The sequence below is a fragment of the Parabacteroides chinchillae genome (assembly GCF_900108035.1).
Lineage (GTDB): Bacteria > Bacteroidota > Bacteroidia > Bacteroidales > Tannerellaceae > Parabacteroides > Parabacteroides chinchillae.
In genome coordinates this window covers 66,324-90,177 of record NZ_FNVS01000001.1, presented here as the reverse complement: position 1 = coordinate 90,177, position 23,854 = coordinate 66,324, and the positions used below count along the sequence as shown (strand labels likewise).

18 protein-coding genes are annotated in these 23,854 nt (G+C 40.8%); 16 read left to right on the top strand and 2 right to left on the bottom strand.

What is annotated here, in order from left to right:
* The first annotated feature begins 4 nt into the window (after positions 1-4).
* From C4S38_RS00345 to nhaA, 4 genes are all read left to right on the top strand, one after another.
* Positions 5-223: a hypothetical protein gene (locus tag C4S38_RS00345; protein WP_103982068.1), complete on the top strand. Its 219-nt coding sequence runs from the start codon at positions 5-7 to the stop codon at positions 221-223.
* Positions 224-226: 3 nt separating this feature from the next.
* Positions 227-823 (top strand): IMPACT family protein, encoded by a 597-nt coding sequence (locus C4S38_RS00340; RefSeq protein WP_103982067.1) that lies wholly within the window; start codon positions 227-229, stop codon positions 821-823.
* 281 nt (positions 824-1,104) lie between these two features.
* Positions 1,105-2,316 (top strand): cation:proton antiporter family protein, encoded by a 1,212-nt coding sequence (locus C4S38_RS00335; protein WP_103982066.1) that lies wholly within the window; start codon positions 1,105-1,107, stop codon positions 2,314-2,316.
* Positions 2,317-2,372: 56 nt separating this feature from the next.
* Complete coding sequence (nhaA, locus tag C4S38_RS00330) at positions 2,373-3,719, top strand: Na+/H+ antiporter NhaA (RefSeq protein ID WP_099465520.1); 1,347 nt, start codon at positions 2,373-2,375, stop codon at positions 3,717-3,719.
* Between the two features lie 13 nt (positions 3,720-3,732).
* On the opposite strand, the gene pbpC is transcribed toward nhaA, so the two are convergent.
* On the bottom strand, positions 3,733-6,069 hold the full coding sequence (gene pbpC, locus C4S38_RS00325; protein WP_103982307.1) for a penicillin-binding protein 1C: 2,337 nt from the start codon (positions 6,067-6,069) through the stop codon (positions 3,733-3,735).
* A gap of 154 nt (positions 6,070-6,223) precedes the next feature.
* On the opposite strand from pbpC, the gene C4S38_RS00320 reads away from it, so the two are divergent.
* Entirely contained in the window at positions 6,224-11,755 is a 5,532-nt protein-coding gene (locus C4S38_RS00320) for an alpha-2-macroglobulin family protein (protein WP_103982065.1), read from the top strand.
* On the opposite strand, the gene C4S38_RS00315 is transcribed toward C4S38_RS00320, so the two are convergent.
* Positions 11,742-12,215 (bottom strand): GAF domain-containing protein, encoded by a 474-nt coding sequence (locus C4S38_RS00315; RefSeq protein ID WP_103982064.1) that lies wholly within the window; start codon positions 12,213-12,215, stop codon positions 11,742-11,744. The two genes, C4S38_RS00320 and C4S38_RS00315, sit on opposite strands and share 14 nt — an antisense overlap.
* A gap of 76 nt (positions 12,216-12,291) precedes the next feature.
* Here C4S38_RS00315 and C4S38_RS00310 point away from each other — a divergent pair, with 76 nt between their 5' ends.
* The 11 genes from C4S38_RS00310 to glmM all read left to right on the top strand — a co-directional run bounded on the left by C4S38_RS00310 (position 12,292) and on the right by glmM (position 23,834).
* On the top strand, positions 12,292-13,647 hold the full coding sequence (locus C4S38_RS00310) for an MATE family efflux transporter (protein ID WP_103982063.1): 1,356 nt from the start codon (positions 12,292-12,294) through the stop codon (positions 13,645-13,647).
* A 46-nt stretch (positions 13,648-13,693) separates the two neighbouring features.
* A complete protein-coding gene (locus C4S38_RS00305) occupies positions 13,694-14,335 on the top strand; it encodes a cytidylate kinase-like family protein (RefSeq protein ID WP_103982062.1) in 642 nt (213 codons plus the stop codon).
* A 382-nt stretch (positions 14,336-14,717) separates the two neighbouring features.
* The gene (locus C4S38_RS00300) at positions 14,718-16,013 is read left to right on the top strand and encodes a hypothetical protein (RefSeq protein ID WP_103982061.1); all 1,296 of its coding nucleotides are present in this window, start codon (positions 14,718-14,720) and stop codon (positions 16,011-16,013) included.
* 33 nt (positions 16,014-16,046) lie between these two features.
* On the top strand, positions 16,047-17,642 hold the full coding sequence (locus C4S38_RS00295) for an OmpP1/FadL family transporter (protein WP_103982060.1): 1,596 nt from the start codon (positions 16,047-16,049) through the stop codon (positions 17,640-17,642).
* A gap of 204 nt (positions 17,643-17,846) precedes the next feature.
* Positions 17,847-18,440 (top strand): RNA polymerase sigma factor, encoded by a 594-nt coding sequence (locus C4S38_RS00290; RefSeq protein WP_099465418.1) that lies wholly within the window; start codon positions 17,847-17,849, stop codon positions 18,438-18,440.
* A 77-nt stretch (positions 18,441-18,517) separates the two neighbouring features.
* A complete protein-coding gene (locus tag C4S38_RS15875) occupies positions 18,518-18,694 on the top strand; it encodes a hypothetical protein (protein WP_199163430.1) in 177 nt (58 codons plus the stop codon).
* An 80-nt stretch (positions 18,695-18,774) separates the two neighbouring features.
* Positions 18,775-19,425 (top strand): ribulose-phosphate 3-epimerase, encoded by a 651-nt coding sequence (rpe, locus tag C4S38_RS00285; protein ID WP_103982059.1) that lies wholly within the window; start codon positions 18,775-18,777, stop codon positions 19,423-19,425.
* A gap of 332 nt (positions 19,426-19,757) precedes the next feature.
* Positions 19,758-20,729: a ComEC/Rec2 family competence protein gene (locus C4S38_RS00280; RefSeq protein WP_234999255.1), complete on the top strand. Its 972-nt coding sequence runs from the start codon at positions 19,758-19,760 to the stop codon at positions 20,727-20,729.
* A 47-nt stretch (positions 20,730-20,776) separates the two neighbouring features.
* Positions 20,777-21,826, top strand: a complete 1,050-nt coding sequence (locus C4S38_RS00275) for a DHH family phosphoesterase (protein ID WP_103982057.1) — start codon at positions 20,777-20,779, stop codon at positions 21,824-21,826.
* A gap of 53 nt (positions 21,827-21,879) precedes the next feature.
* Positions 21,880-22,437, top strand: a complete 558-nt coding sequence (locus tag C4S38_RS00270) for a DUF4827 family protein (protein ID WP_099465414.1) — start codon at positions 21,880-21,882, stop codon at positions 22,435-22,437.
* 8 nt (positions 22,438-22,445) lie between these two features.
* On the top strand, positions 22,446-23,834 hold the full coding sequence (gene glmM, locus C4S38_RS00265) for a phosphoglucosamine mutase (RefSeq protein WP_103982056.1): 1,389 nt from the start codon (positions 22,446-22,448) through the stop codon (positions 23,832-23,834).
* Positions 23,835-23,854 lie beyond the last annotated feature (20 nt).

Sequence of the window (23,854 nt, the reverse complement as noted above, 5' to 3'; positions counted from 1 at the left end):
CAGAATGAAGAATCCCATTCAAATGATAAAGCAATGTGCCGAGAAGGATGAACCTTACTTCGTGTTGCGCGGACAGGATATCTGTGCGCTTCCTGCTATCGAAACCTATTTTGAAGCTGTGAAGAAGCACGTAAAAGATCCTTATTTTATAGAAGAAATTGAAGAGATAATGAAAGACTTTCGCGCTTATCGCGAAGAACAAAAAACACATATACCTGATTAATTTATGGCAAACGACAGTTACAGAACCATCAAACAAGTAGCAGAAGGATATTATACGGAAAAGCGCAGCCGCTTTATTTCGTATGCTATTCCGGTGCGTACGGTCGATGACGTGAAGATGCAACTGGAGCAATACCGTAAGCAATACTATGATGCCCGCCACGTATGTTGGGCTTATATGCTTGGAGCAGATCGTCAAACCTTTCGTGCCAATGATGACGGCGAACCCTCGTCTACGGCCGGTAAGCCCATTCTTGGGCAGATCAATTCGAACGAACTGACAGACATCCTTATCATTGTAGTCCGCTATTTTGGAGGAATTGAGCTGGGCACCAGCGGGCTCATTGTAGCTTACCGCACAGCCGCCGCCGAAGCCATTGCTGCCGCCGAAATAGAAGAACGAACGGTAGATGAAGATATTACCGTTGTCTTTGAGTATCCCTACCTGAACAGTATCATGCGCATTGTAAAAGAAGATAATCCGGTGATTATCTCCCAACACTTCGACATGGACTGTGAAATGACACTCCGTATCCGTCTGGGAAAAGCAGAACGTCTCAAGAGCCGCCTGCTTAAGGTGGAAACAGCCCGGCTTCTATGAACCGGACCTCTCCACTGTGGCTATTCTATGTTTTGCACCGTAGGGCACGGAGTCATCTCCCTACCTGGGGGGATAACTTCTCCCTACCTGGCGGGATGATTTCTCCCTTACTAGGGAGATAAATTCTCCCTAGTAAGGGGGATTGCTCAGTACCGTACGCTGCGAACCTCTTCACAGCCTAAAGCGAAAGCGTAGGGAGGGGAGAGTGGGGAGCCCTTTGGCTAACCGTTATCAACAAAACTTATATATCAATTGTTTCAATTAATAAAATAGATTTGCGAATGAAAAAAGTACTATTGTTTTCTTTCTTTTTAGTGTCAGGATTGGTTGTTTCACAAATATTGCCTTCTCTGGCAGGTGATAACTATTCATTGGTAAAGACAGTGTCTAATACCTTTCTCTTTGTTTGTCTGTCATTCATTATGATTAATGTAGGCCGGGAGTTCGAGATTGATAAGACACGCTGGAAATCATATACCGAAGACTATTTCATCGCAATGGCAACGGCTGCTTTTCCCTGGATATTTGTGGCGTTATATTATATGTTTATATTGCTTCCCGAAATGTATTGGGGGCAATGGGACGCCTGGAAAGAGAATTTATTGTTGAGCCGTTTTGCCGCGCCTACTTCTGCCGGCATCTTGTTTACCATGCTGGCTGCGGCAGGACTGAAGGCTTCGTGGGTGTACAAGAAAGTGCAAGTGTTGGCCATCTTTGACGACCTCGATACTATCTTGCTGATGATACCTTTGCAAATTATGATGATAGGCTTGCGTTGGCAGTTGGGCGTTATTATTCTGGTCGTTGTGCTTTTGCTTATTCTGGGATGGAAAAAAATGGGTTCGTATAATGTGCGCCAGGATTGGAAAGCCATTTTGACCTATGCCGTCGTTACTTTTGCCATAACGCAGATTATTTATCTGGTCTCTAAAAAGATGTATGGTGAAGACGGAAGTATTCACATTGAAGTGCTTCTTCCTGCATTTGTTGTAGGTATGATTATGAGGCATAAGCATATCGATACAAAGGTAGAACATCGTGTGGCCGATCTTATTTCTTACCTTTTTATGTTTCTTGTGGGTGTCAGCATGCCGGTATTCCTGGGTATTGACTTTGCAGGACAGTCGTCCGAAGTGGCCACTATTACGGGGGCGCAACCCATGATGTCATGGCCTATGATTATTTTGCACGTAGTGGTTGTTTCTTTCCTGTCTAATATAGGAAAACTGTTTCCTATCTTCTTTTATCGCGAACGGCGCAAGCGTGAACGCCTGGCGCTTTCGATAGGTATGTTTACCCGTGGAGAAGTGGGAGCCGGGGTTATCTTTATAGCATTAGGTTATAATTTAGGAGGTCCCGCCCTTATAATTTCCGTGTTAACTATTGTGTTTAATTTAATATTAACAGGTATCTTTGTCGTCTGGGTAGAGAAACTTACACGCAGCGCATATAAACTGGAGCAAGCAGAAAAAGCCGAAGCTGTGGGTTGTTAGAAAAACATACGGAGATGCATCCGCCCAATGGTGTATCTCCGCATAATTTATTTTTTATGGACCGTACTATTCATGTTATCCTTAAACCGTTGCGCCGTTTTGCCATACAAAAAACGAACGCTAGTCTGTTGCTGTTTATGGCCACTGTTATAGCCATGATCTTAGCCAATTCCCCTTGGGAGGGTACGTATCACCAATTATTATCTTTTCCGATCAATTTGCAGGCTTGGACATTCAATTTCTTTTCGCACCAGGGAGAACCGATGTCCATGTTAGCTTTTGTGAATGATGCCCTGATGGCCGTCTTTTTCTTTGTGATTGGCCTCGAAATCAAACAGGAGATACTGATAGGGGAACTATGTTCCGTACGGAAAGCGTTGCTTCCTGTAATTGCGGCATGCGGAGGTATGATAGTTCCGGTTCTGTTTTATATACTGGTATGTAGTTCCGGGCCGGAGGCCAGAGGTGCTGCAATCCCGATGGCTACAGACATAGCTTTTGCTTTGGCTGTTTTAGGATTATTGGGCAAACGGGTGCCGCTGAGTATGCGTATTTTTCTTACGGCTTTGGCCGTAGTGGATGATATAGGTGGGATTATTATTATTGCTTTATTTTATAGTGGCGAGATTGCTTCCGTGCCGTTATTGATATCTATTGCTATTTTGGCATTGCTATATGTTGGCGGTAAACTCGGGATTCATAATAGTCTGTTTTATTATGTGGCCGGCTTTATTGTGTGGTTGTTATTTCTGGAATCGGGGGTTCATCCTACTATAGCCGGGGTATTGGTGGCATTTACGGTTCCTGCACGTCCGGTGGTTAAGCTGGATGATTTTACTTGCGACATGACCGGGTATTTGGATATGCTGGATTATACGGAGGTGAAACAGTCAAAGCAAGCGGCGGTGTTGACTCCGACTCAAATCCAGGTACTTAATAATATCCATTCTTTGGCGGATAAGACAATCAGCCCGTTACAGAGTATTGCCGATAAGCTTCATCCGTTGGTAAATTACCTGATCCTTCCTTTGTTTGCATTTGTTAATGCCGGAGTGACCTTTGGCAATATTCAGCCGCAGACGTTGCTGAATGTTCCGTTGGCAGTGTTGGCCGGTTTGTTTGTTGGTAAGACAGTGGGAATATTCTCCTTTTCATATCTGTTTGTTAAATCCGGCATTGTTTCTATGCCCACAGGAATGAGTAAACGGACACTTCTGGGTGTGTCTATGTTGGGAGGAATCGGTTTTACGGTGGCCTTGTTTATTGCCAACCTTTCTTTTGGTTCGGATACGCCTGTAGGCATTGATCTTTTGAATCAGGCTAAACTTGGTGTGTTTTCCGGATCGTTCATTTCCGGTTTATGCGGTTATTTGTTGCTGAAGAAAATGTTACCTAAAGAGTAATAATACCTTCCTGTTATTTTACTTCAAACATAATCTTTCGTTGATTACCTGAGTTGTCAATGAGGGTGAGAAGATGCTTTCCGGCAGGTACGATGCAAGCAATCTGATGATTCCCGGTTGTTTCCCCCAAATAAGACTTGTCCAGGTGCCAGTATATTGTTGCCTCTTTACGGGCATGGGCGGCTTTGAATACAAATTTCTCTTGTTGACCTGAAAAGCCCTTTGGCAGGAATAGTACGGCATTATGTTCCGGATAAATCAGTTCTATTTGGCGGCTTTGTACTTGTTCGCATCCTGGTTTAAACGGAGGAAGCGGGATATAATCTATGTGGTAGTTTTTATAATAATATTCTTGTGAAGGTGGTAATATGAACCATGAGCGTGTAATCATATTGTTTATCGATTCACATGAACTGTTTACTCTGTATTTGCCATTTGCAGAAAGATGTACCAGTTTATGATAAGGACATATTGTTGTATTGTTACCGGAACGTGGTATATATAGTGTGTCAACCTGTTCACATATAGCAGAAGCTTTGTGGCCGCTATGCCTGCAAATAGCAACTTGTTCCATTTCGTCGTAAGGCATGTCGAACCAGTCGTTGCCCGGGAGTAGGGAGAACAAGTCAAATAATACAGGGGCGGCATTTCCTACTCCTGTCAATCCCGGACGTCCTTCCCCTGACGCATTTCCTACCCAGACACCTACCGCGTAATGAGGTGTGAAGCCTATAGCCCATGCATCCCGCCCTCCATAGCTTGTTCCGGTTTTCCACGCAATTTTTTTCATCGATTCAAATTGTTGCCAGTCGGCTTCTTCTTCCGGACGGTTTAGGGCGGACATGGCTTCTGCCGTAAACCATAAAGAGGCAGCAGAAAGGGAAGGGATGTCTGTCAGCCTTTTATCAGTAACGTATTGTACGGGATTTCTTTCTATTACGGGAAAAGGACTTAAAGGATGTATGTCGGCAGCATTATATCTTCCGTTATATTTCCGGTAATGTGACAACACTCGCGATATGGAGGCATACATGCCTGTAAGGTCCCATAAAGTACCTTCGGCTCCTCCCAGGATCAGGGAGGCTCCGTAATGTTCTTCGGGAAAACGTAAGGTCGTCATTCCCCATGTTTTCAGTAGTTGCATAAAGCGTCCGGTGTTGTATTGGGATAGCATTCGTACTAACGGCACATTTAGAGAACGTTCTATTGCAACATGTGCAGGAACGGCTCCGTAGAAGGTTTTATTGAAATTCTGGGGCATGAATCCGTTTATATTTAAAGGGACGTCCGAAATCAGAGTTGAGGGTAAAATTAATCCGTCATGTAACATTCCGGCATAAAGTAAAGGTTTTAATATACTACCGGTGCTACGTGGCGAGATAATGATATCTACCTGATTTCCTTTCTTATCATCGCCTTTGAGAGTAACATTCCCGGCGTATGCTATTACTTCTCCTGTTTCTACATTGGTAATAATGGCTGCTAAGTTGTTAATATGGTTTGAACTATACTCTAAGGCATAACGGTTTACCATTTCTTGTACTTGCTGTTGTAATGTTTGTTTTACCGACGTGGTGATACGCTCACCCGGCATATCCGCTGCCAGCCTTTCTAATAAATGAGGTGCATCATTGGGCAACGGTAGAGGAGCATCCGGTAGAGGTTCCATGCAGGATAGTTCATATTCGGTACTGTCAATGATATTTTGGTTTACTAACAAACCAAGAAGCTTGTCTCTTTTATCTTTGAGTTGTTTACGGTTACGTCCGGGATGAATCATTGCCGGTGAGTTTGGCAATACAGCCAATGTTGCATATTCTGCCCATGATAAATTATCGAGACTCCGTCCGAAATATCGCCAAGCTGCGGTTTCTGCTCCGATTACGTTCCCGCCGAAAGGGGCATGAGAAGCATATAGATTTAATATTTCATTTTTGCTGTAGATTGTTTCCAGAAAAACAGCCCAACACATTTCTATTCCTTTTTCATAAAAAGACCGTTGTTTGTTTCCTCTGGCAATACGTGCTAGTTGCATGGTAAGGGTGCTCCCTCCGCTTATAATACGTTTGGCCTGGCTGTTCAGTTTGAGGGCACGTGTTATCGCTACTATGTCTACTCCCGGATGATAATAGAATCTTTTGTCTTCGTAAGTTATCAGACATTTGGCGAATTTCTCGGGTAGTGAGTCTGTTGCAGGAAACCTCCATTGTCCGTCAGGTGCAATACGTGCTCCTAACAAGTTCCCTTCGGCCGAGTAAAGTAGTGTAGAATAGATGTCAGGAAACAGAGTGCGCGGAACAATAATATACATGATCCCCCATAGAATACCCAAAAGTGCAACGAGGCTCATAAGTAGTTTGACAGGTCTGCGTTTTATGTTTTTGTAGAACATCTTTTTATTCTGATTAGGACGCTAATATATGGATTTTTCTATTTTTAGATAGACTGATTAAGAGAAAAGATTATCTTTGTCATAGACAGTATTTACGTTAATATCAATCGTTATGGCAAAGTATCTGTACTTGATTTGTTCTTTATATCTTCTTACATTGTTTTCCGGTTGTAATACGAAGAATAGTGATAACGGAGAATTGGCATTCAGTCCCTATGTAGAAGCTTTTACTTCTGGTAAAATATCGAGATATGCTCCCGTGTATTTGATTCTTAATCAAGAAGTCCCGGCTGATAAAATGAATGCGGAACAGTTAAATAAACTGATTCGTATAAAACCGGAAGTAAAGGGTGCTTTTTCTTTCGAGAATGGGCAGACTATAGTGTTTAGACCTGCTAAAAACTTTGAACGCAATACGGCATATAAAATTACTGCAGATCTTTCCGAGTGGTTTGATGCCAAAGGAAAAGACAGGTATTTTACTTTTAAATTCTCTACAAACCCGCTTACCTTTCGGGCTAATGTGGAGTCAATAAATGTGAATGCTAAAAATGAGAATGGATATGATGTTGTGTGCACTTTGTATACACCTGATAAAGAAACACCCGAAACTGTTGAGGCTCTGATTCGGTTTTCGGAAAAAGTAGAGACTGTCTGGCTGCATAGTCCGGATGGTAAGAAGCATCAGGTTTCCTTAATGAATGTAGCAGCCGGTACTGATGGTGCACGTAAACTGGTTGTTTCTGTAGCTCCCAATAAATCTGATGTTCAGGAAGATGATCTTTTGTCTGTTGATATTCCCTCAGTGAACGATTTCTCTGTGTATAGTGTTAATTATGTTTCCGAACCGGAGAAATATGTAGAGATTGCTTTTACCAAGTTATTGGATATAACGCAAGATATGCAGGGACTTGCCTTTATAGCCGGTAATACATCGGAGACTGTGAATATGGATGGCAATAAACTTCGTTTATATCCGGATGCCCAGCGTGAAGGTGTGCTTAATGTTCATTTAAACAGGGAAATAAAGAGTAAAAGCGGTTTGAAGCTGGGACAGGATGTTGTCCGGCAAGTTGATATAAATACTTCATTGCCCGCCGTTCGTTTTATTGGAAATGGGGTTATTATTCCCCAATCAACGCAACTGACTGTTCCTTTCCAGGCAGTATATCTTCGTGGTGTGGTAGTACGTGTAATTAAGGTATTGGAACAAAATATCGGTCAGTTTCTACAGGTGAATAATCTGAATGAAACTTCGGATCTTATGCGGGTTGGCCGCTTGGTTGCGCGAAAGACTATTTTTTTAGACGATGACGCTTCCCTGGATATTTCCAAGTGGAATACTTTTGCTATTGACCTAAAACAACTGATACAACCTGAGCCTGGAGCTATTTATCGGGTCGAATTGTCTTTTAATAAAGAATTGTCCGCTTATCCTTGTGACGGAGGAACGAAAATTTCAAAAGAACAAATATTGGCAGAGGATGAGATAAAGTTCAAAGAAGAATGCAGCCGTTTTGATGATGGCGGTTATTATTATTACAATGGAGATTTTAACTGGTCGGATTATAACTATAACGAACGGAATAATCCTTGTTCCAACAGTTATTATTATAATAAGGTAACAGGAAAAAATATACTGGCAACCAATCTTGGCCTTATGGCTATGGCCGGCGGGGATAATGAAATGACTGTCTTGGTGCACAATATAGTAAGTACGCATCCCGAAAAAAAGGTAGACGTAGCAGTTTATAACTTTCAACATCAGGTTTTAGCCAAAGGCGTAACGGATGATAAAGGTTGTGCGAAATTGAAACTTGCTTCCGGCAAGCCTTTCTACCTGATAGCCTCTTTAGGCAAACAGCGTTCGTATCTTCGTGTGGATAATGGATCGGCTTTATCGTTGAGTTCGTTTGATGTATCGGGAGAAGTGATACAGAAGGGGATTAAAGGTTTTATTTATGGAGAACGGGGCGTGTGGCGTCCGGGTGATACGTTGCATTTAGGTTTTATGCTGAATGACGGTTTGAAACAATTGCCGGCTAATCATCCTGTTGTTATGGAACTATATAATCCGTTAGGACAACTTTATACCCGAAAAACACAGACACAAGGCGTGTTGGGAACTTATGTGTTTGACATGCCCACCGAACCGGATGCTCCGACAGGTGCCTGGAATGTAAATGTTAATGTGGGAGGTGCTACTTTTACAAAACGGCTACGTATTGAATCCATAAAACCGAACCGTTTAAAAATAAACCTAACGATGCCGGAGAAGACTTTGTTGCGTAACGAACCTATAGATGCCCATTTACATGTGGAATGGTTGCAGGGAGCAACAGCCCGCAATTTAAAATATGATATACAAGGAACGTTTATCCCGGCACCTACAAGTTTTACGGGATATAAGGATTTCTACTTTGACGATCCCTCCCGGGTATTCAATAGTGAAGAAAGCAAATTGATTTCCGGTACTACGGATGGAAATGGGAATGCGGTTATTCAAGCCCGTTTCGAGGCGGGAACTTCTGCTCCCGGAATGCTTATGGCAAACTTTGTAACACGGGTATATGAAGAATCGGGCGACTTTAGTATTGATGCTAACCGGATGCTTTATTCTCCATATCGGCGATATGCCGGAATCAAGTCTCCGCAACAAGAGAAGGAACAGTTGAATACCGGAACAGAATATACATACGAGGTTGCTTCGGTTGACTATTTAGGTAATCCGCAATCTAATACGGAGTTGGAAGTTTCTATATATAAAGTATACTGGTATTGGTGGTGGAGTTCGGACAATAGCGATTTGGCAAATTATGTTTCTGAGTCATATAACAAACCGGTTAAGAATTTCACGGTTCGTACCGGGACAAACGGTAAAGGGCAGTTCAAACTCTCATTTAATGACGAACAATGGGGAACTTATTTTATTTCGGTTAAAGATAAAGATAGCAAGCATTCTACCGGAGTGATGAGCTATTATGACTGGCCTTACAATGAAGGTCGTCGTAATGCCGACGGTAGCCAGGCTGCAACCATGTTGAGTTTTAAGACTGATAAGGATAATTATACTCCGGGTGAGAAATTGATTGTTACTATACCTTCTTCCAAAGGGAGCCGTGCTATTGTGAATATTGAGAATGGAAGCCGTGTACTTTCTACTATGGAATATGAATGTGGCGATGGACAAACTGTCATTAAGCTGGATGTTACGCCTGAGATGCAACCTAATGCATACGTGTATGTTACATTATTGCAACCGCACGGAATTACGCAAAATGACTTGCCAATCCGGTTATATGGAGTAGTTCCGTTTACAGTTACTTCTCCTGAGAGTCATCTTACTCCGGTAATTCAAACACCGGATGAAATAAAGCCAGAAAGTAATTATACGGTTGTTGTTTCAGAGCAAAGCGGTCGCGAAATGGCTTATACGTTGGCTATTGTGGATGAAGGGCTTTTGGATCTTACCCGTTTCCGTACACCCGAACCATGGAAAGCTTTTAATGCGCGTGAGGCTCTGGGAGTCAATACCTGGGATTTATATAACTATGTGCTGGGAGCTTATGGCGGACGTATTGAACAGTTGTTTAGTATTGGTGGTGACGATGCTTTGAATAAAGGCCCGAAAGCGATTGTAAATCGCTTTAAACCAGTAGTACAGTTTGAAGGACCCTTCCTATTGAAGAAAGGGCAGAAGCAATCTCATTCCTATAAGATGCCAAATTATAACGGACGGGTAAAAGTGATGATAGTAGCCGGTAATGGTGAGGCATACGGCCATGCTGATAAAACTGTGATGGTGCGTAAACCGGTGATGTTGCTTGGAACTTTGCCACGGGTAATTGGCGTAGGCGAAGAGATGATAGTTCCCGCCACTGTTTTTGCCACCGAAGATGGTGTGGGAAATGTGGATGTTTCTATTTCTTGTTCGGATAATATGCTGGTTGTGGGAGAGGATGCAAAGATTTTGAATTTTGGTAAGAAAGGAGATAAGCAAGCTCAGTTCCGTATTCGTGTGAAAGATACTCCGGGAGTTGGACATATTACGATTACGGCGGTTGGCAAAGGTGATAAATCTGTATATGAAGCCGATATTGAAATCCGTTCCGTACGGCGTTCTCAAACCAAAGTAATTCCTGTTACGCTGGATGCCGGAAAATCATGGAAAGAAGCAGTTAAATTACCGGGAACTGACGGTACAAATACATTGACCCTGGAAATGTCGGATATACAGCCTGTTAATTTGTCTGCGCGTCTCGGTTATCTTCTTGGTTATCCGCATGGTTGTATTGAGCAGATTATATCAAAGGCATTTCCACAATTATACCTGGAGGAATTTGTGTTTCTTTCGAAAGAACAGGAAATTTCTACCGAGAGCGCTGTAAAAGAGGTGCTGCGCCGTTTGCGTTCATATCAAACTGTAGATGGAGCTTTCTCTTATTGGCCGGGCGGAACCAGTACGAATGGATGGGGCACTGTTTATGCTACCCATTTTATACTTTCTGCCGAAGCACAAGGTTATCTGGTGCCTGAATCTGTTAAACGTAATGTTTTGAATAACCTGCGAAGAGTGGCCCGGGATTGGAAACCGGTTCAATCCTATTATCAACGTTCGGAAGAGATGACGCAGTCTTATCGTTTGTATGTGTTGGCTCTGGCTCAACTTCCTGAAGTGGGAGCTATGAACAGACTGAAAGAAAATACTTCATTGTCTGCTGTGAGCCGCTGGATGCTTGCTTCGGCATATGCTTTGATTGGCCGTCCGGATGTTGCCAATACTTTAATATCTAAAACTACAAATTTGAAAATGGACTATTCCGAATATGATTTGACGTTTGGCAGTGATCTGCGTGACGATGCAATTCGTCTTATGACGCTCTGCTTGCTTGATAAAGGTAAAGAAGCTGCCGGTATGGCAAATGAAATTTCAAAATCTTTATCTTCGGATGAATGGTTGAGTACACAAAGCACTGCATTTGCATTAGTTAGTTTGTCCGAATATGTAAAACGTTACCAGGTTGGTGAAACAATGGATTTTTCTTATTCCTGTGCCGGAAAATCGGAAAAGGTAACTAGTCCCAAGAATATATGGTCTGAAGTATTATTGAAAAAAGCCTCTTCTTCTGCTTCTTTGGAAATTAAGAATACGGGTAAGTCTACTTTGTTTGCCCGTGTTATCATGGAAGGAATACCTGAACAGGGTAAAGAAGAAGCATATTCAAATGGTATAACAATGGCCATTAGCTATGTTGGTATGAATGGCCGTCCGGTAAATGTGGACAATCTGGAACAAGGAACGAATTTTGTTGCTGTTGTGACTATAAAGAACCCTACGGCACGTGGCTTTAATAATTTGGTACTTACCGAAATATTTCCTGCCGGATGGGAAATACTTAATACGCGTTTCTTGAATGAAGGTGCAACAAGTGTACAAACGGTAGGAGTTAGTTATCAGGATATTCGCGACGATCGTGTATATAGTTACATTGATAATCTGCCTTCAGGCCGACAAGTGACAGTGAAAATTAATCTATGTGCTGTTTATCCGGGACGTTTCTATTTGCCGCCTGTATATTGTGAGGCTATGTATAATAATTTGATTCGGGCTAATACAGCCGGTCGACAGGTCAGTGTACAATAAGATTGCATATTTTTTCCAGACAGGCTGAATCTGTTTCGTCGAAACTGTTCAGTTTGTCACTGTCTATATCCAATACGGCTATAACTTGCCCTTCTTTAATGAGGGGTACGACAATTTCCGACTTTGAGGCTGAATTGCAGGCTATATGTCCCGGAAACATATTTACGTCGGGAACAATAATTGTATGTGCTTCTTTCCATGCTGTGCCGCATACGCCTTTTCCGTATTGGATTCGTGTACAGGCAACAGGTCCTTGAAAAGGAGATAATACCAATTGTTCGTTTTTTACAGTGTAAAACCCAACCCAAAAGAAATCGAAAGTCTGTTTTAATGCAGCTGTAATGTTGGCCATGTTGGCGACGAAATCAGTCTCTCCGTCTACCAGTGATTTAATTTGTGGAAATAAAGTTTTGTACTGATCTTCTTTATTACCTTGCCTGATGATTAATTCTTCTGCCATATTTTATAATCCATTATACAAAAGCAAAGGTAAAAATTAAGTCTAAAAGTGTGTATCTTTGCAGAAAATATAATATATGGCAAAACAAAACTCTCCTTTGGTATTAGGTACCGAACCTATCGGTAAGTTACTGACCCAGTATGCAATTCCGGCTATTATAGCGATGACAGCTTCTTCTCTTTATAATATGGCAGACAGCATTTTCATAGGACATGGTGTTGGTCCGTTGGCTATTTCTGGTTTGGCTTTAACTTTTCCGTTAATGAATTTAGCAGCAGCTTTTGGTTCGCTTGTTGGCGTCGGAGCTTCTACTTTGGTATCTGTTAAGTTGGGACAAAAAAATTATGAAGGAGCCAATAAGGTTTTGGGAAATGTACTGATGTTGAATATCCTGTTAGGGGTTACTTTTACTTTTGTTTTTCTCTTTCTGTTAGATCCGGTTTTATATTTTTTTGGAGCCAGCGAAAATACGATTTCTTATGCGCGCGATTATATGCGGGTTATTTTATATGGCAACGTTGTTACTCATATGTATCTGGGATTGAATGCTGTACTTCGTTCTTCGGGTTTCCCTAAGTTGGCAATGTATGCAACATTGGCTTCGGTTGTAATAAACTGTGTTTTGAATCCTCTTTTTATATTTGGTTTCGGATGGGGCATTGAGGGTTCGGCCTGGGCTACGGTTATTTCTCAGGTGATTTCACTGATGGGACAGTTTATTCATTTCTCAAAACCGAAACAGTTGATTCATTTTCATCGTGGCATATTTCATTTGAGATCAGAAATTGTAAAAGGAATCCTATATATAGGTATGTCCCCTTTTCTGATGAATATGTGTTCGTGTCTGATTATAATTTTGATAAATAGAGGGTTGAAAGAATATGGAGGCGATATGGCGATTGGTGCGTATGGCATTGTAAACCGTATTGTTTTTCTCTTTATTATGATCATAATGGGTTTCAACCAAGGTATGCAGCCTATTGCCGGGTATAATTTCGGAGCCCGCCAGTTCCATCGTGTTACGGAAGTAACTAAACTGACTACTAAATGGGCTGTTGGAGTAGCTACTTTTGGATTTTTACTATGCCAGTTGTTTCCTTCACTGATCGTACAGTTGTTTACTGTGGATGATGAATTAATTAATGCTTCCGTGTATGGTTTGCACATTGTGTTTGCTGTATTTCCGATTGTAGGATTTCAAATGGTGGCAACAAACTTTTTCCTTTCCATAGGTATGTCCAAGAAAGCTATTTTCTTATCACTTACCCGTCAGTTGCTGTTCCTTGTACCTTGCTTGATTATCCTTCCCCGGTTTTTCGGGACACTCGGAGTGTGGATCAGTATACCGGTGGCCGATGCAACTGCAACTATCGTAACGGCTATTGTTTTGGTGAATCAGTTTAGAAAATTTAAACGTATGCCGAAAGAATAAAAAAAATTGTATCTTTAACGCTGTAATATTTTTAACGATTTACTCTATGGATAATAGGATAGTATTAACCATCGGCCGGCAGTTTGGAAGCGGTGGACGAGAAATAGGACAAAAACTGGCAAAATCTTTGGGCATTGCCTATTACGATAAAGAATTGTTGTCCGTAGCGGCAAAAGAAAGCGGATTGTGTGAAGATGTATTTGAGCAGGCTGACGAACGTGCTTCAAGTGGCTTGGCCTATGCTTTTACAATGGGCTATTCGTATATGAGTATGTTTACTCCTTTCAATGATATTTTGTCTAACGATGCACTATTTAAGTTGCAAAGTGATGCCATCCGGAAGTTGGCCGAGACCGAATCGTGTATTCTGGTCGGACGTTGTGCCGATTATATCCTCCGTGATGATACTGCATGTATCAGTTTCTTTGTCCATAATACAATGGAAAATCGTATTCAGAGGATTTTGGAGAGTCAGCAAATTACTGTAGAGCAAGCGAAAGAATTGATAGTTAAAACGGATAAATCCCGTGCCGCTTATTACAATTACTATACAAATAAAGCTTGGGGCGTCGCTTCTTCGTATAACTTTTCCATAGATGCTTCTGTATTAGGTATTGACGAAACAGTGGCCTTTATGAAGAGTTTTGTTGAAAAGAAGCTCAGTATGAAACCACCGCATTTCGGATAATTTATTTATTCCATCTTCTGTATTTTTTCAAGTCGTTTATCAATACCGGCACTGAGGTCGGTCGTAATAAAGCTACCATTCATATTTTTAACTCATCCCGATGATTTTTGCAAAACATCCTGATCATTTTCAAAAATCATCGGGATGTTTTGCAGCGAAACGTTCTTCTTATGCATCTTAAATTGTAGACAGCGTGTATTGTCTGTGATAGATAGTTAAAGTATATATAAATGCTTTGATTCCATTAATAACAGGCTATATTTGTACCTATAGTGCAAGGTGTTTATTCTTTAAAAAGAAATACTAGTTAAACCATCGGGATGGTTCAATGTCTAAAATATAAATATCGATTAGGAATATATAAATGAAGAGGAGAAAAAATATGAAACCCATGAAATTAACATCTGTGATAGTTATGCTTCTGGTGACTTTCAGTGTTGCTGCCCAGGAAGAATTCTTTGATGATGTGTATTTCTCTTCAAGCAAGAATAAGAAGAAAGAAAAAGTAGAAGAGAAAAACGTAATACAAACAAAGAGAGAAGTCGCATCTTCAGCCACCTCAGCTTATGGTGCAAGCAGGGATGTGGACGAATATAACCGTCGTTACACTTCTGTAGATGTAGACGAACCTTATAATGATGACGATGAATTTACGGAAAGTGATGTTGTACAAACAAAAGCTGCTCCCGAACGTCGTTCCGATACGGAATATACAGAACGTATTATTCGCTATCATTCACCTAGTAAAATTACAATAGCTGGTGCCGATCAGGTTGATTTGTATTTGAGTGACGGATATTATGGTTATGGCTATGATACCGATTATTCAGATGGAAATGCAAATGTAAACTTCAATATCAATATAGGTAATAGCTGGGGTAACCCATGGTATGGCGGAGGCTGGTATGATCCTTGGATTGGTTACAGTCCTTGGTGGACTTACTCCTCATGGTATGGACCTCGCTGGGGCTTTGGTTGGGGCGGATTTTACGCCGGTTGGTCAAGCCCGTGGTATGGTGGTTGGTATGATCCATGGTATGGTCCATCATGGGGATGGGGCGGCGGCTACTGGGGTGGCCATTGGGGACACCATCATCATTATCCGTATTATGCAACTCCATATACGAAATATAATAACGGACGTACTTCTGGCGGCAGAAGCTATGCCGGTACAAGCACATATAACGGACGTACTTCCAATGGAAGAAGTTATGCAGGCGACCGTTCTACTTCTTCTTCATTAAGAGGAAGTTCTACGACGGGACGAAGTAGTTCGGGACGTGTATCTTCATCTGACAGATCCGGCACATATTCAAGAAGCGGGGCTTCCGGAGCCGGCAGCAGATCCTCTATAGGACGTAGTTCTTCATCATCATCCGGTAACCGTTCGTCATCAGTGAACTCCAGCCGTTCACGCGTGATTGAAAGAAGTAGCAGCGCTGGTCGTTCTTCGTTCAGCCGTCAATATACAGCACCGAGCCGTACTTATAATAATAATCGTTCATATAATAATAGTAGCCGTTCATCATCATCCGAAACCAGAAGTTACACAGCTCCTTCCCGTAGCAGTGGTTCTTCCATAGGTTCTTCAAGTGGTAGTTTTGGTGGTAGCCGGTCAAGTGGCGGTAGCGTTAGGTCAGGAGGTGGCGGAAGCCGTTCCGGTGGTGGCCGTAGATAGAAAGGATATCAGGTTGATTAAATAGAGAATAAGATGAAAAAGATATTGATCGTAATGTCGGCACTCGCTTTATATAGCAGTGCCGCTTTCTCACAAGGCGAGTTAGATGCTTTTAGATTTGTTCAGAATGATCTGAACGGAACAGCGCGTTATTTGAGTATGGGTGGTGCGTTTGGTGCTTTGGGCGGAGATATTTCGGCAATGCATAGCAACCCGGCTGGATTGGCAATTTATCGTAGTTCCGAAATTGTTACAACGTTAAGTTTGTCCAGTGTTTCTGCCAAATCTGATTGGCTGGGTAATAAAGTTGATAATAGCCGTACGAGAGTAAATTTTGACAATATAGCTTATGTGGGTTATTTCCCGACCTCCAATGATGCAGGTCTGGTGAGCTGGAATGTTGGTTTCTCTTACAATAGGGCAAAAAACTATAGCCGTAATTATACTATGAGTACCGGCGGCGGACTGAACACATCCCTGTCCGATTATATTGCCGAGTTGTCAACGCGTTTAGCTCATCGCTCTCCTGGTTTTATTGCAAACGACCTGAAAGACGGAAAAGGGCTTGACCCGTATGCTAACGATCTGCCGTGGATGTCTGTTCTTGGCTATAATGCCGGTTTTATGAATCCTATCGGAGGTGATAGGAGTAGAGAGTTTTCCAGCTCTTATATAAATTCGGGAACAGGAGAATGGCTGAAGCAGACGGGAGCCGATTTGAACGTGACGGAGAGAGGTGCAATTGATCAGTATAATATAGCTTTCGGATTAAATTTTTCTGATGTTTTTTTGTTGGGAGGTACGTTGGCTATTACGGATTTGAATTATGATTATTCTTCCTGGTATAATGAAGTATTTACGGATGACAGTAATCTGAAACTGGAAAATTCCCTTAGCACGGATGGTACAGGTTATTCTTTTAATATAGGAGCCATTGTTCGTCCGTCAGACTATTTCCGGTTAGGCGTTGCATATAATTCTCCTGTCTGGTATAAGATGACAGATTATTTTTACGCAAAAGGTTCTTCGCGTGTGATGGGGGGCGATCAGTGGGCTACTACCCCTGATGGTGCATATTCGAATTACCAGTACCGTTCTCCTGATAAATGGTTGTTCAGTGCTGCTGCAATTATCGGAAAGTATGGGTTAATCAGTGTTGATTATGAGCTAACCAATTACAAGAACATGAAAATGTATTTTGAAAACGGTAATGAAAACCTGGAAACAAATACGTATATAAAAGAAGATTTTGGTATTGGAAATACTTTACGTGTAGGCGCGGAAGCCAGAATAACACCTCAGTTTTCGGTACGCGCGGGTTATGCTTGGAGCGGTAGTCCGGTAAAAGCTGATTTGAGAGACCAGAAAATTGAGACAGTTACTGTAGGTACTATTCCTAACTATACGATAGACCGGGGTGTGAACAATTATACAATAGGCCTTGGTTATCGTTTTACACCTAACTTCTATGCCGATTTGGCGTATGTGTATACAGTACATAAAGAAGATGCTTATAATTTCTCTAATTTATATCCAATGGAAGATGGTGATATTGAAATCCTTAATCAGGGAGCAACTTTGAAAACAAATACGACGCGTGTGGCTTTGACATTGGGCTATAAGTTCTAAAAAGCCATAGTTAGTTCAGAAATGTCCCCTATTTGTACGTGAAAAGTACAGGTAGGGGACATTCTTTTTATAAAAAGAAATGAAAAACTTGCCTAATTAAAATAGTTTTTGTTCTTTTGCTTCCATAATAAACATTGTATAACATTAAAACTTCACAGCCTATAGCATAAACGTTACTCAAGGAAACTTAAAATAAGAAAAGTAATGAGTACATTAAAAATGATGACCGACGAAGATCTGGTTGTCCTTTATGCGCAAGGTGATAATGCTGCATTCGATGTTTTGTTAAGTCGTTATAAAAGCAGCATCCATTCCTATATTTACTTTATAGTACGCAATAGAGATCTTACGGAAGATATTTTCCAGGAGACCTTTGTAAAAGTTATTATGACTATTAAGCAAGGCCGGTATACAGAGAACGGGAAGTTTAAAGCATGGATAACGCGTATTGCCCATAATCTGATTATTGACTATTTCCGTCAGGAACGTAGCGAAAATACAGTCTCCAATGATGAGGTTGAAGTAGACCTTTTTAATAATATAAAACTTTGCGACGGAACAATCGAAGATAATATTGTACGTCGTCAGGTTCTTTCGGATGTGAAAAAATTGGTTAGGCATTTGCCTGATAGTCAGCGTGAAGTGTTGGAAATGAGGTACTATCAGGATCTCAGCTTTAAAGAAATTGCTGATATAACCGGTGTAAGTATCAATACGGCTTTAGGACGTATGAGATATGCTATCCTGAATATGCGCCGTATGGCGGATGAAAACAGCATAGAATTATCTTTGGTATAATTTGATAAAATAATATCATTTCGTGCAATAAGTGGAACAAGGTAACGTTTTAATATCAAAAGAAAAAACAGTTGCCTATGAAAAGACTTTCTACTCAATGTATGAATGAAGCGGACAATAAAGCCAAAAAGAACCCTGATGACAAGAACAGCATGCCTCGCAAGCAAACGCTGGATTTCCTTAGTCAGTTTGCAAGGGTTTATCATGCAGAACCTCTGTTGAGAGCAGACCTCTGCGGTTTAGTAATGAATTAAAGAATTAGAGAAAGAGAACATTTATTATGTAAGTGTTCTCTTTCTTTTTATGTACCTTTGCAAAAAACAAAAGAGTATTTATGAAACATTTAATAGCACCCTCTTTATTGTCTGCGGACTTTATGCATTTGCAGGAAGAGGTAGAAATGATAAATAATAGTGATGCAGACTGGTTACACTTGGATATTATGGATGGCGTATTTGTTCCGAATATCTCTTTTGGCTTTCCTGTGCTTGAGGCATTGAAGCCTATCTGTAAGAAACCAATGGATGTTCACCTGATGATAGTTGAGCCTCAGAAGTTCGTCAGGGAAATTGCAGCTATAGGTGCGTATATGATGAATGTACATTATGAAGCAAGTACGCATTTGCACCGTACGGTGGCAGCAATTAAGGAAACGGGAATGAAAGCGGCAGTTACTCTAAACCCGCATACTCCGGTTTGTCTATTGGAAGACATTATCCAGGATGTGGATATGGTATTGCTTATGTCTGTTAATCCGGGTTTCGGAGGACAGCGTTTCATTGAACATACAGTGGAAAAAACGGTCCGTTTGAAAGAAATGATAACCCGTAAAGGTTTGAATACTTTAATCGAAATAGATGGAGGCGTTAATATGGAAACCGGAAAACGACTGTTAGATGCAGGTGCAGATGTCTTAGTGGCAGGTAGTTTTGTTTTTAAATCTCCTGATCCGTTACAGACGATACGGGATTTGAAAGAATTATAATAAAATACATAAAATACCAAACCTTGACATAAATGATTGAAGAAATTCAAAAGCGGCCTTTTGTGAGGCCGCTTTTCTTATGGATAGCCGGAATCTTGTTACAGTTAATATTTCCTGACTGCAATCTTTCTGTTTTGCTTTTGTTTTCTTCCGGTACATTCTTGTTATTGGCATTCTGTTTCGAAGCGAACGGCAATAGATGTTGTTATAATTACCGCTGGACATGGGGATTTGTTTTTTCTTGTCTGCTAATAACGTCATCCATGTTTGTTACTGCAGGAGTTGAGCGGCAAGATAATCATGTTAGCCCTGCTGTAATACAGCAATTTGCTATGAAAGAACAATCAAAATTGGCCGACTCTTTTGATTGTTTACACTTGACAGATGAAGAAAAATCGGTTTTAGCTACAATAACATTAGGATACCGGCAAGCTATGAACCCGGAGGTGAAAAGAAATTTTTCGACAGCCGGTGTGGCACATATTTTGGCTGTAAGCGGTTTTCATGTAGCTATCGTTTGTGGTTTTCTTTCCATTGCTTTGGGATTTCTTCCAAAGAACAGAGCCGGACGATGGACTAAGTATATTTTAGTAGTGGTTCTTTTATGGAGTTTTGTTTGTGTCACAGGTATGGCCGCTTCAACTGTCAGGGCTGGTTGTATGTTGTCTTTTTACCTGACAGGAAAAGTTTTGCGGCGTACAACAGATAGCTATAATACTTTGGCTGCCGCGGCTTTTTGTATGTTGGTGTACGATCCGTTTTATTTGTTTGATATAGGTTTCCAGTTGAGTTATATAGCAGTATTCTTTATCCTGTATTTACAACCGTCATTAAGGAATTTTATTTATGTAAGAAATCCTTTGTTGTCGATTCCCTGGAATTGGATTACAATAACAATTGCGGCGCAGGTTGGCACGGCGTTACTTTGTTTATTTTATTTCGGACGGTCATCATCCGTGTTTTTATTCACGAACTTGCCTTTAACCTTTATTGCAACAATGCTTATTCCGATGGCATTTTTATGGCTTATGTTGCCTCAATGGTTTCCTGGTCTTGACTGGTTGCAGCGGGGCGTGGAGATTTTAACGCAATGGATGGTGAAAATTGTGGATGCTTTCAGTCACATTCCAGGAGCTATGTTTATTATTCAACTTGATTTTGTAAGTTTGATAGTTTGCTATGCTATTCTTTTGTCATCGTTGTTATATTTACGTTTGCATCGTCCGGTATGGCTACTTTTATCATTGTCTTTATTGTTAATTATAATGTTTGCTGAAGTTATTAAAAGGTATTATGTATCCTGAAACATAAAAAAGTCGTACCTTTGGCTTTGAAAATTTAGAAAGATTATATGATTACAAAAATCATTCACGAAGAAAAGATTCAGAAAGCCAAAAAGTACGTAGAAAAAGGCGAAAGTTTTGTTATAGTAACACATGTATCACCGGATGGTGACGCGCTAGGTTCATCTTTAGGTTTATATCATTTTCTGACTGCTTACGGTAAAGATAATGTTTCGGTGGTTGTGCCAAATGGATTTCCTTCATTTTATAATTGGATGCCGGGACGTAAAGATATAGTGATCCATGAGAAATATCCGGATTTTGCCGAACAATTAATACGTGAAGCGGATGTAATCTTCTGTTTGGATTTTAATGAACCGAAGCGTATAGAAAAGCTGGCTCCGGTTGTTATAGCTGCCGAAGGACGTAAGGTAATGATAGATCATCATTTGAACCCGGCCGATTTTTGTCGTGTAATAATGTCTTATCCCGAAATGTCTTCTACCAGCGAAATGGTATTCCGTTTTATTTGTCGTATGGGCATGTTTGACCTGCTGGATAAAAATGCTGCCGAATGTATTTATACGGGAATGATGACAGATACCGGCTCTTTTACATACAATTCAAATAAACCTGAAATTTATACGATTATCAGCGAACTAATAAAGAAAGGCATAGATAAGGATCTGATATACCGTCAGGTGAATCAAGTCTATTCGGAATCCCGCTTACGTTTGATGGGGTATGTCTTGTATGAAAAGATGAAAATATACCCTGGATGTCATACAGCACTGATTACATTGTCTGATGAAGAATTGAAGCGTTTCCATTATGCAACCGGAGATACGGAAGGTTTTGTAAATCTTCCACTCAGTATAGAAGGTATATGTTTCAGTGTATTCATTCGCGAAGATTCGGATTATATGAAAATATCTTTACGCTCTGTTGGCGATTTTCCTTGTAATCAGTTTGCCTCTAAATATTTCAGTGGAGGAGGACATAAAAATGCTTCCGGTGGCGAATATTATGGAACATTATCGGATGCCGTTGCCGTTTTCGAAAAAGGATTAGAGGAATTTAATCCTAATAAAATGGAAGATTTGAGTAAAAATGCGTAAGATGTGATGGAGATTATTTACATTTGCCAGTCATTATATTTAAAGAGTTACAGATGAAAAAAGGTTTTAATTTCTTGTTGATTGTGTGTGCTGCGCTGGTGGCTATATCATGTAGTAAAACGAAAACGTATACGGATATGCTGAAAGCAGAAAAGAAAGCTATAAACCGCCTGATTGATGAAGAGGGAATTGAAGTATTGGATGATTATCCTGAAGACGGTGTTTTTAAACCCAATCAATTTGTGAAGCTGGATAATGATGTTTATCTGAATGTGATTGATTCAGGTAATGGCCAACGGGCGGTACTTGGACAGACACAGGTGTTGTGCCGTTTTATTGCAAAACCATTGCTGGGTGATACCTCATCTTTTAATACTTTGTCGGAAAGCAACACTTTTCCTGTAGAGTTTACTTATGGGATTAATCAGCCAAAAACTTCTTATTATGCAGATTTTGTAGGGGAAGGACTAGCCAGCGGCCTGGCCTATGTAGGTGACAGTTCGTATGTGAAATTGATAGTTCCGTTTAAAAGATTTACTCAGCAGACCTATTTTAACACGAATGGTATTCCTGTCTATTTTAAGAAGGTAAGGTATATATTTGAAAAATAATCTGACTTATGACTCTAATTAAATCTATTTCCGGTATTCGCGGTACAATTGGTGGTAGTCCGGATGACGGGTTAAATCCGTTGGCTATCGTGAAGTTTGTGGCAGCTTATGCTACATTTATAAAGAAAAGCACAAAAGTAAAGACAAACAAAATTGTTGTAGGACGTGATGCCCGTATTTCCGGTCCGATGGTAAAACAGGTGGTATTGGGTACACTTACAGGTATGGGATTTGATGTTGTGGATATTGATCTTGCAACTACGCCTACTACCGAAATAGCCGTTACTATGGAACAGGCTTGTGGTGGAATTATTTTAACGGCGAGCCATAATCCGAAACAGTGGAATGCTTTGAAGTTATTAAATGAACGGGGCGAATTTCTGAATGCTGCAGAAGGTAATGAAGTATTGGAAATTGCAGCAGCAGAAAATTTTGAGTTTGCCGATGTTGACCATCTGGGTAAGGTAACTGCAGATAATACCTACAAACAAAAACATATCGAAAGTGTTCTGAAGTTGGATTTGGTGGATGTAGAGGCTATTAAGGCTGCCAACTTCCGTGTTGCTATCGATTGCGTAAATTCGGTAGGTGGTGTTGTGCTTCCTGATTTGCTTTATGCGTTAGGTGTAAAAGAAATCTTTAAGTTGCATTGTGCTCCCCATGGTAATTTCTCTCATAATCCGGAACCATTACCTGAAAATCTGACAGAGATTTCGGATTTGATGAAACATGCAAAGGCTGATGTAGGCTTTGTTGTTGATCCGGATGTAGACCGTTTAGCTATTGTTTGTGAAAATGGCGAAATGTTTAACGAAGAATATACGCTGGTAGCCATTGCCGATTATGTTCTGAGTCATACGCCGGGTAGTACGGTTAGCAATCTTAGTTCTAGCCGTGCCTTACGTGATGTAACCTGTAATCATGGTTGCGAATATAATGCGGCTGCAGTAGGAGAGGTGAATGTTGTAACAAAGATGAAGGCAACCGATGCTATAATAGGTGGCGAAGGAAATGGCGGTGTTATTTATCCGGCAAGTCATTATGGTCGCGATGCATTGGTTGGCATAGCTTTGTTCTTGTCTCATTTGGCAAAAAAGAAGATGAAGACCAGCGAACTGCGTGCAACTTATCCTCCGTACTTTATTTCAAAGCAAAAGATTCAACTTACCCCGGAGATTGATGTGGATGCAATCCTTGTAAAGGTAAAAGAAAAATTTGCCCAGTATGATATTACCGATATTGATGGTGTAAAGATTGACTTCCCTGATAAATGGGTGCATCTTCGTAAGAGTAATACCGAACCTATTATTCGTATCTATTCCGAAGCCCATACAATGAAAGAAGCCGAAGAATTAGGCGGAGAATTGATTCAGATTATCAATGATATGTGTAAGTAGGAAATATAAGAAATAATAAT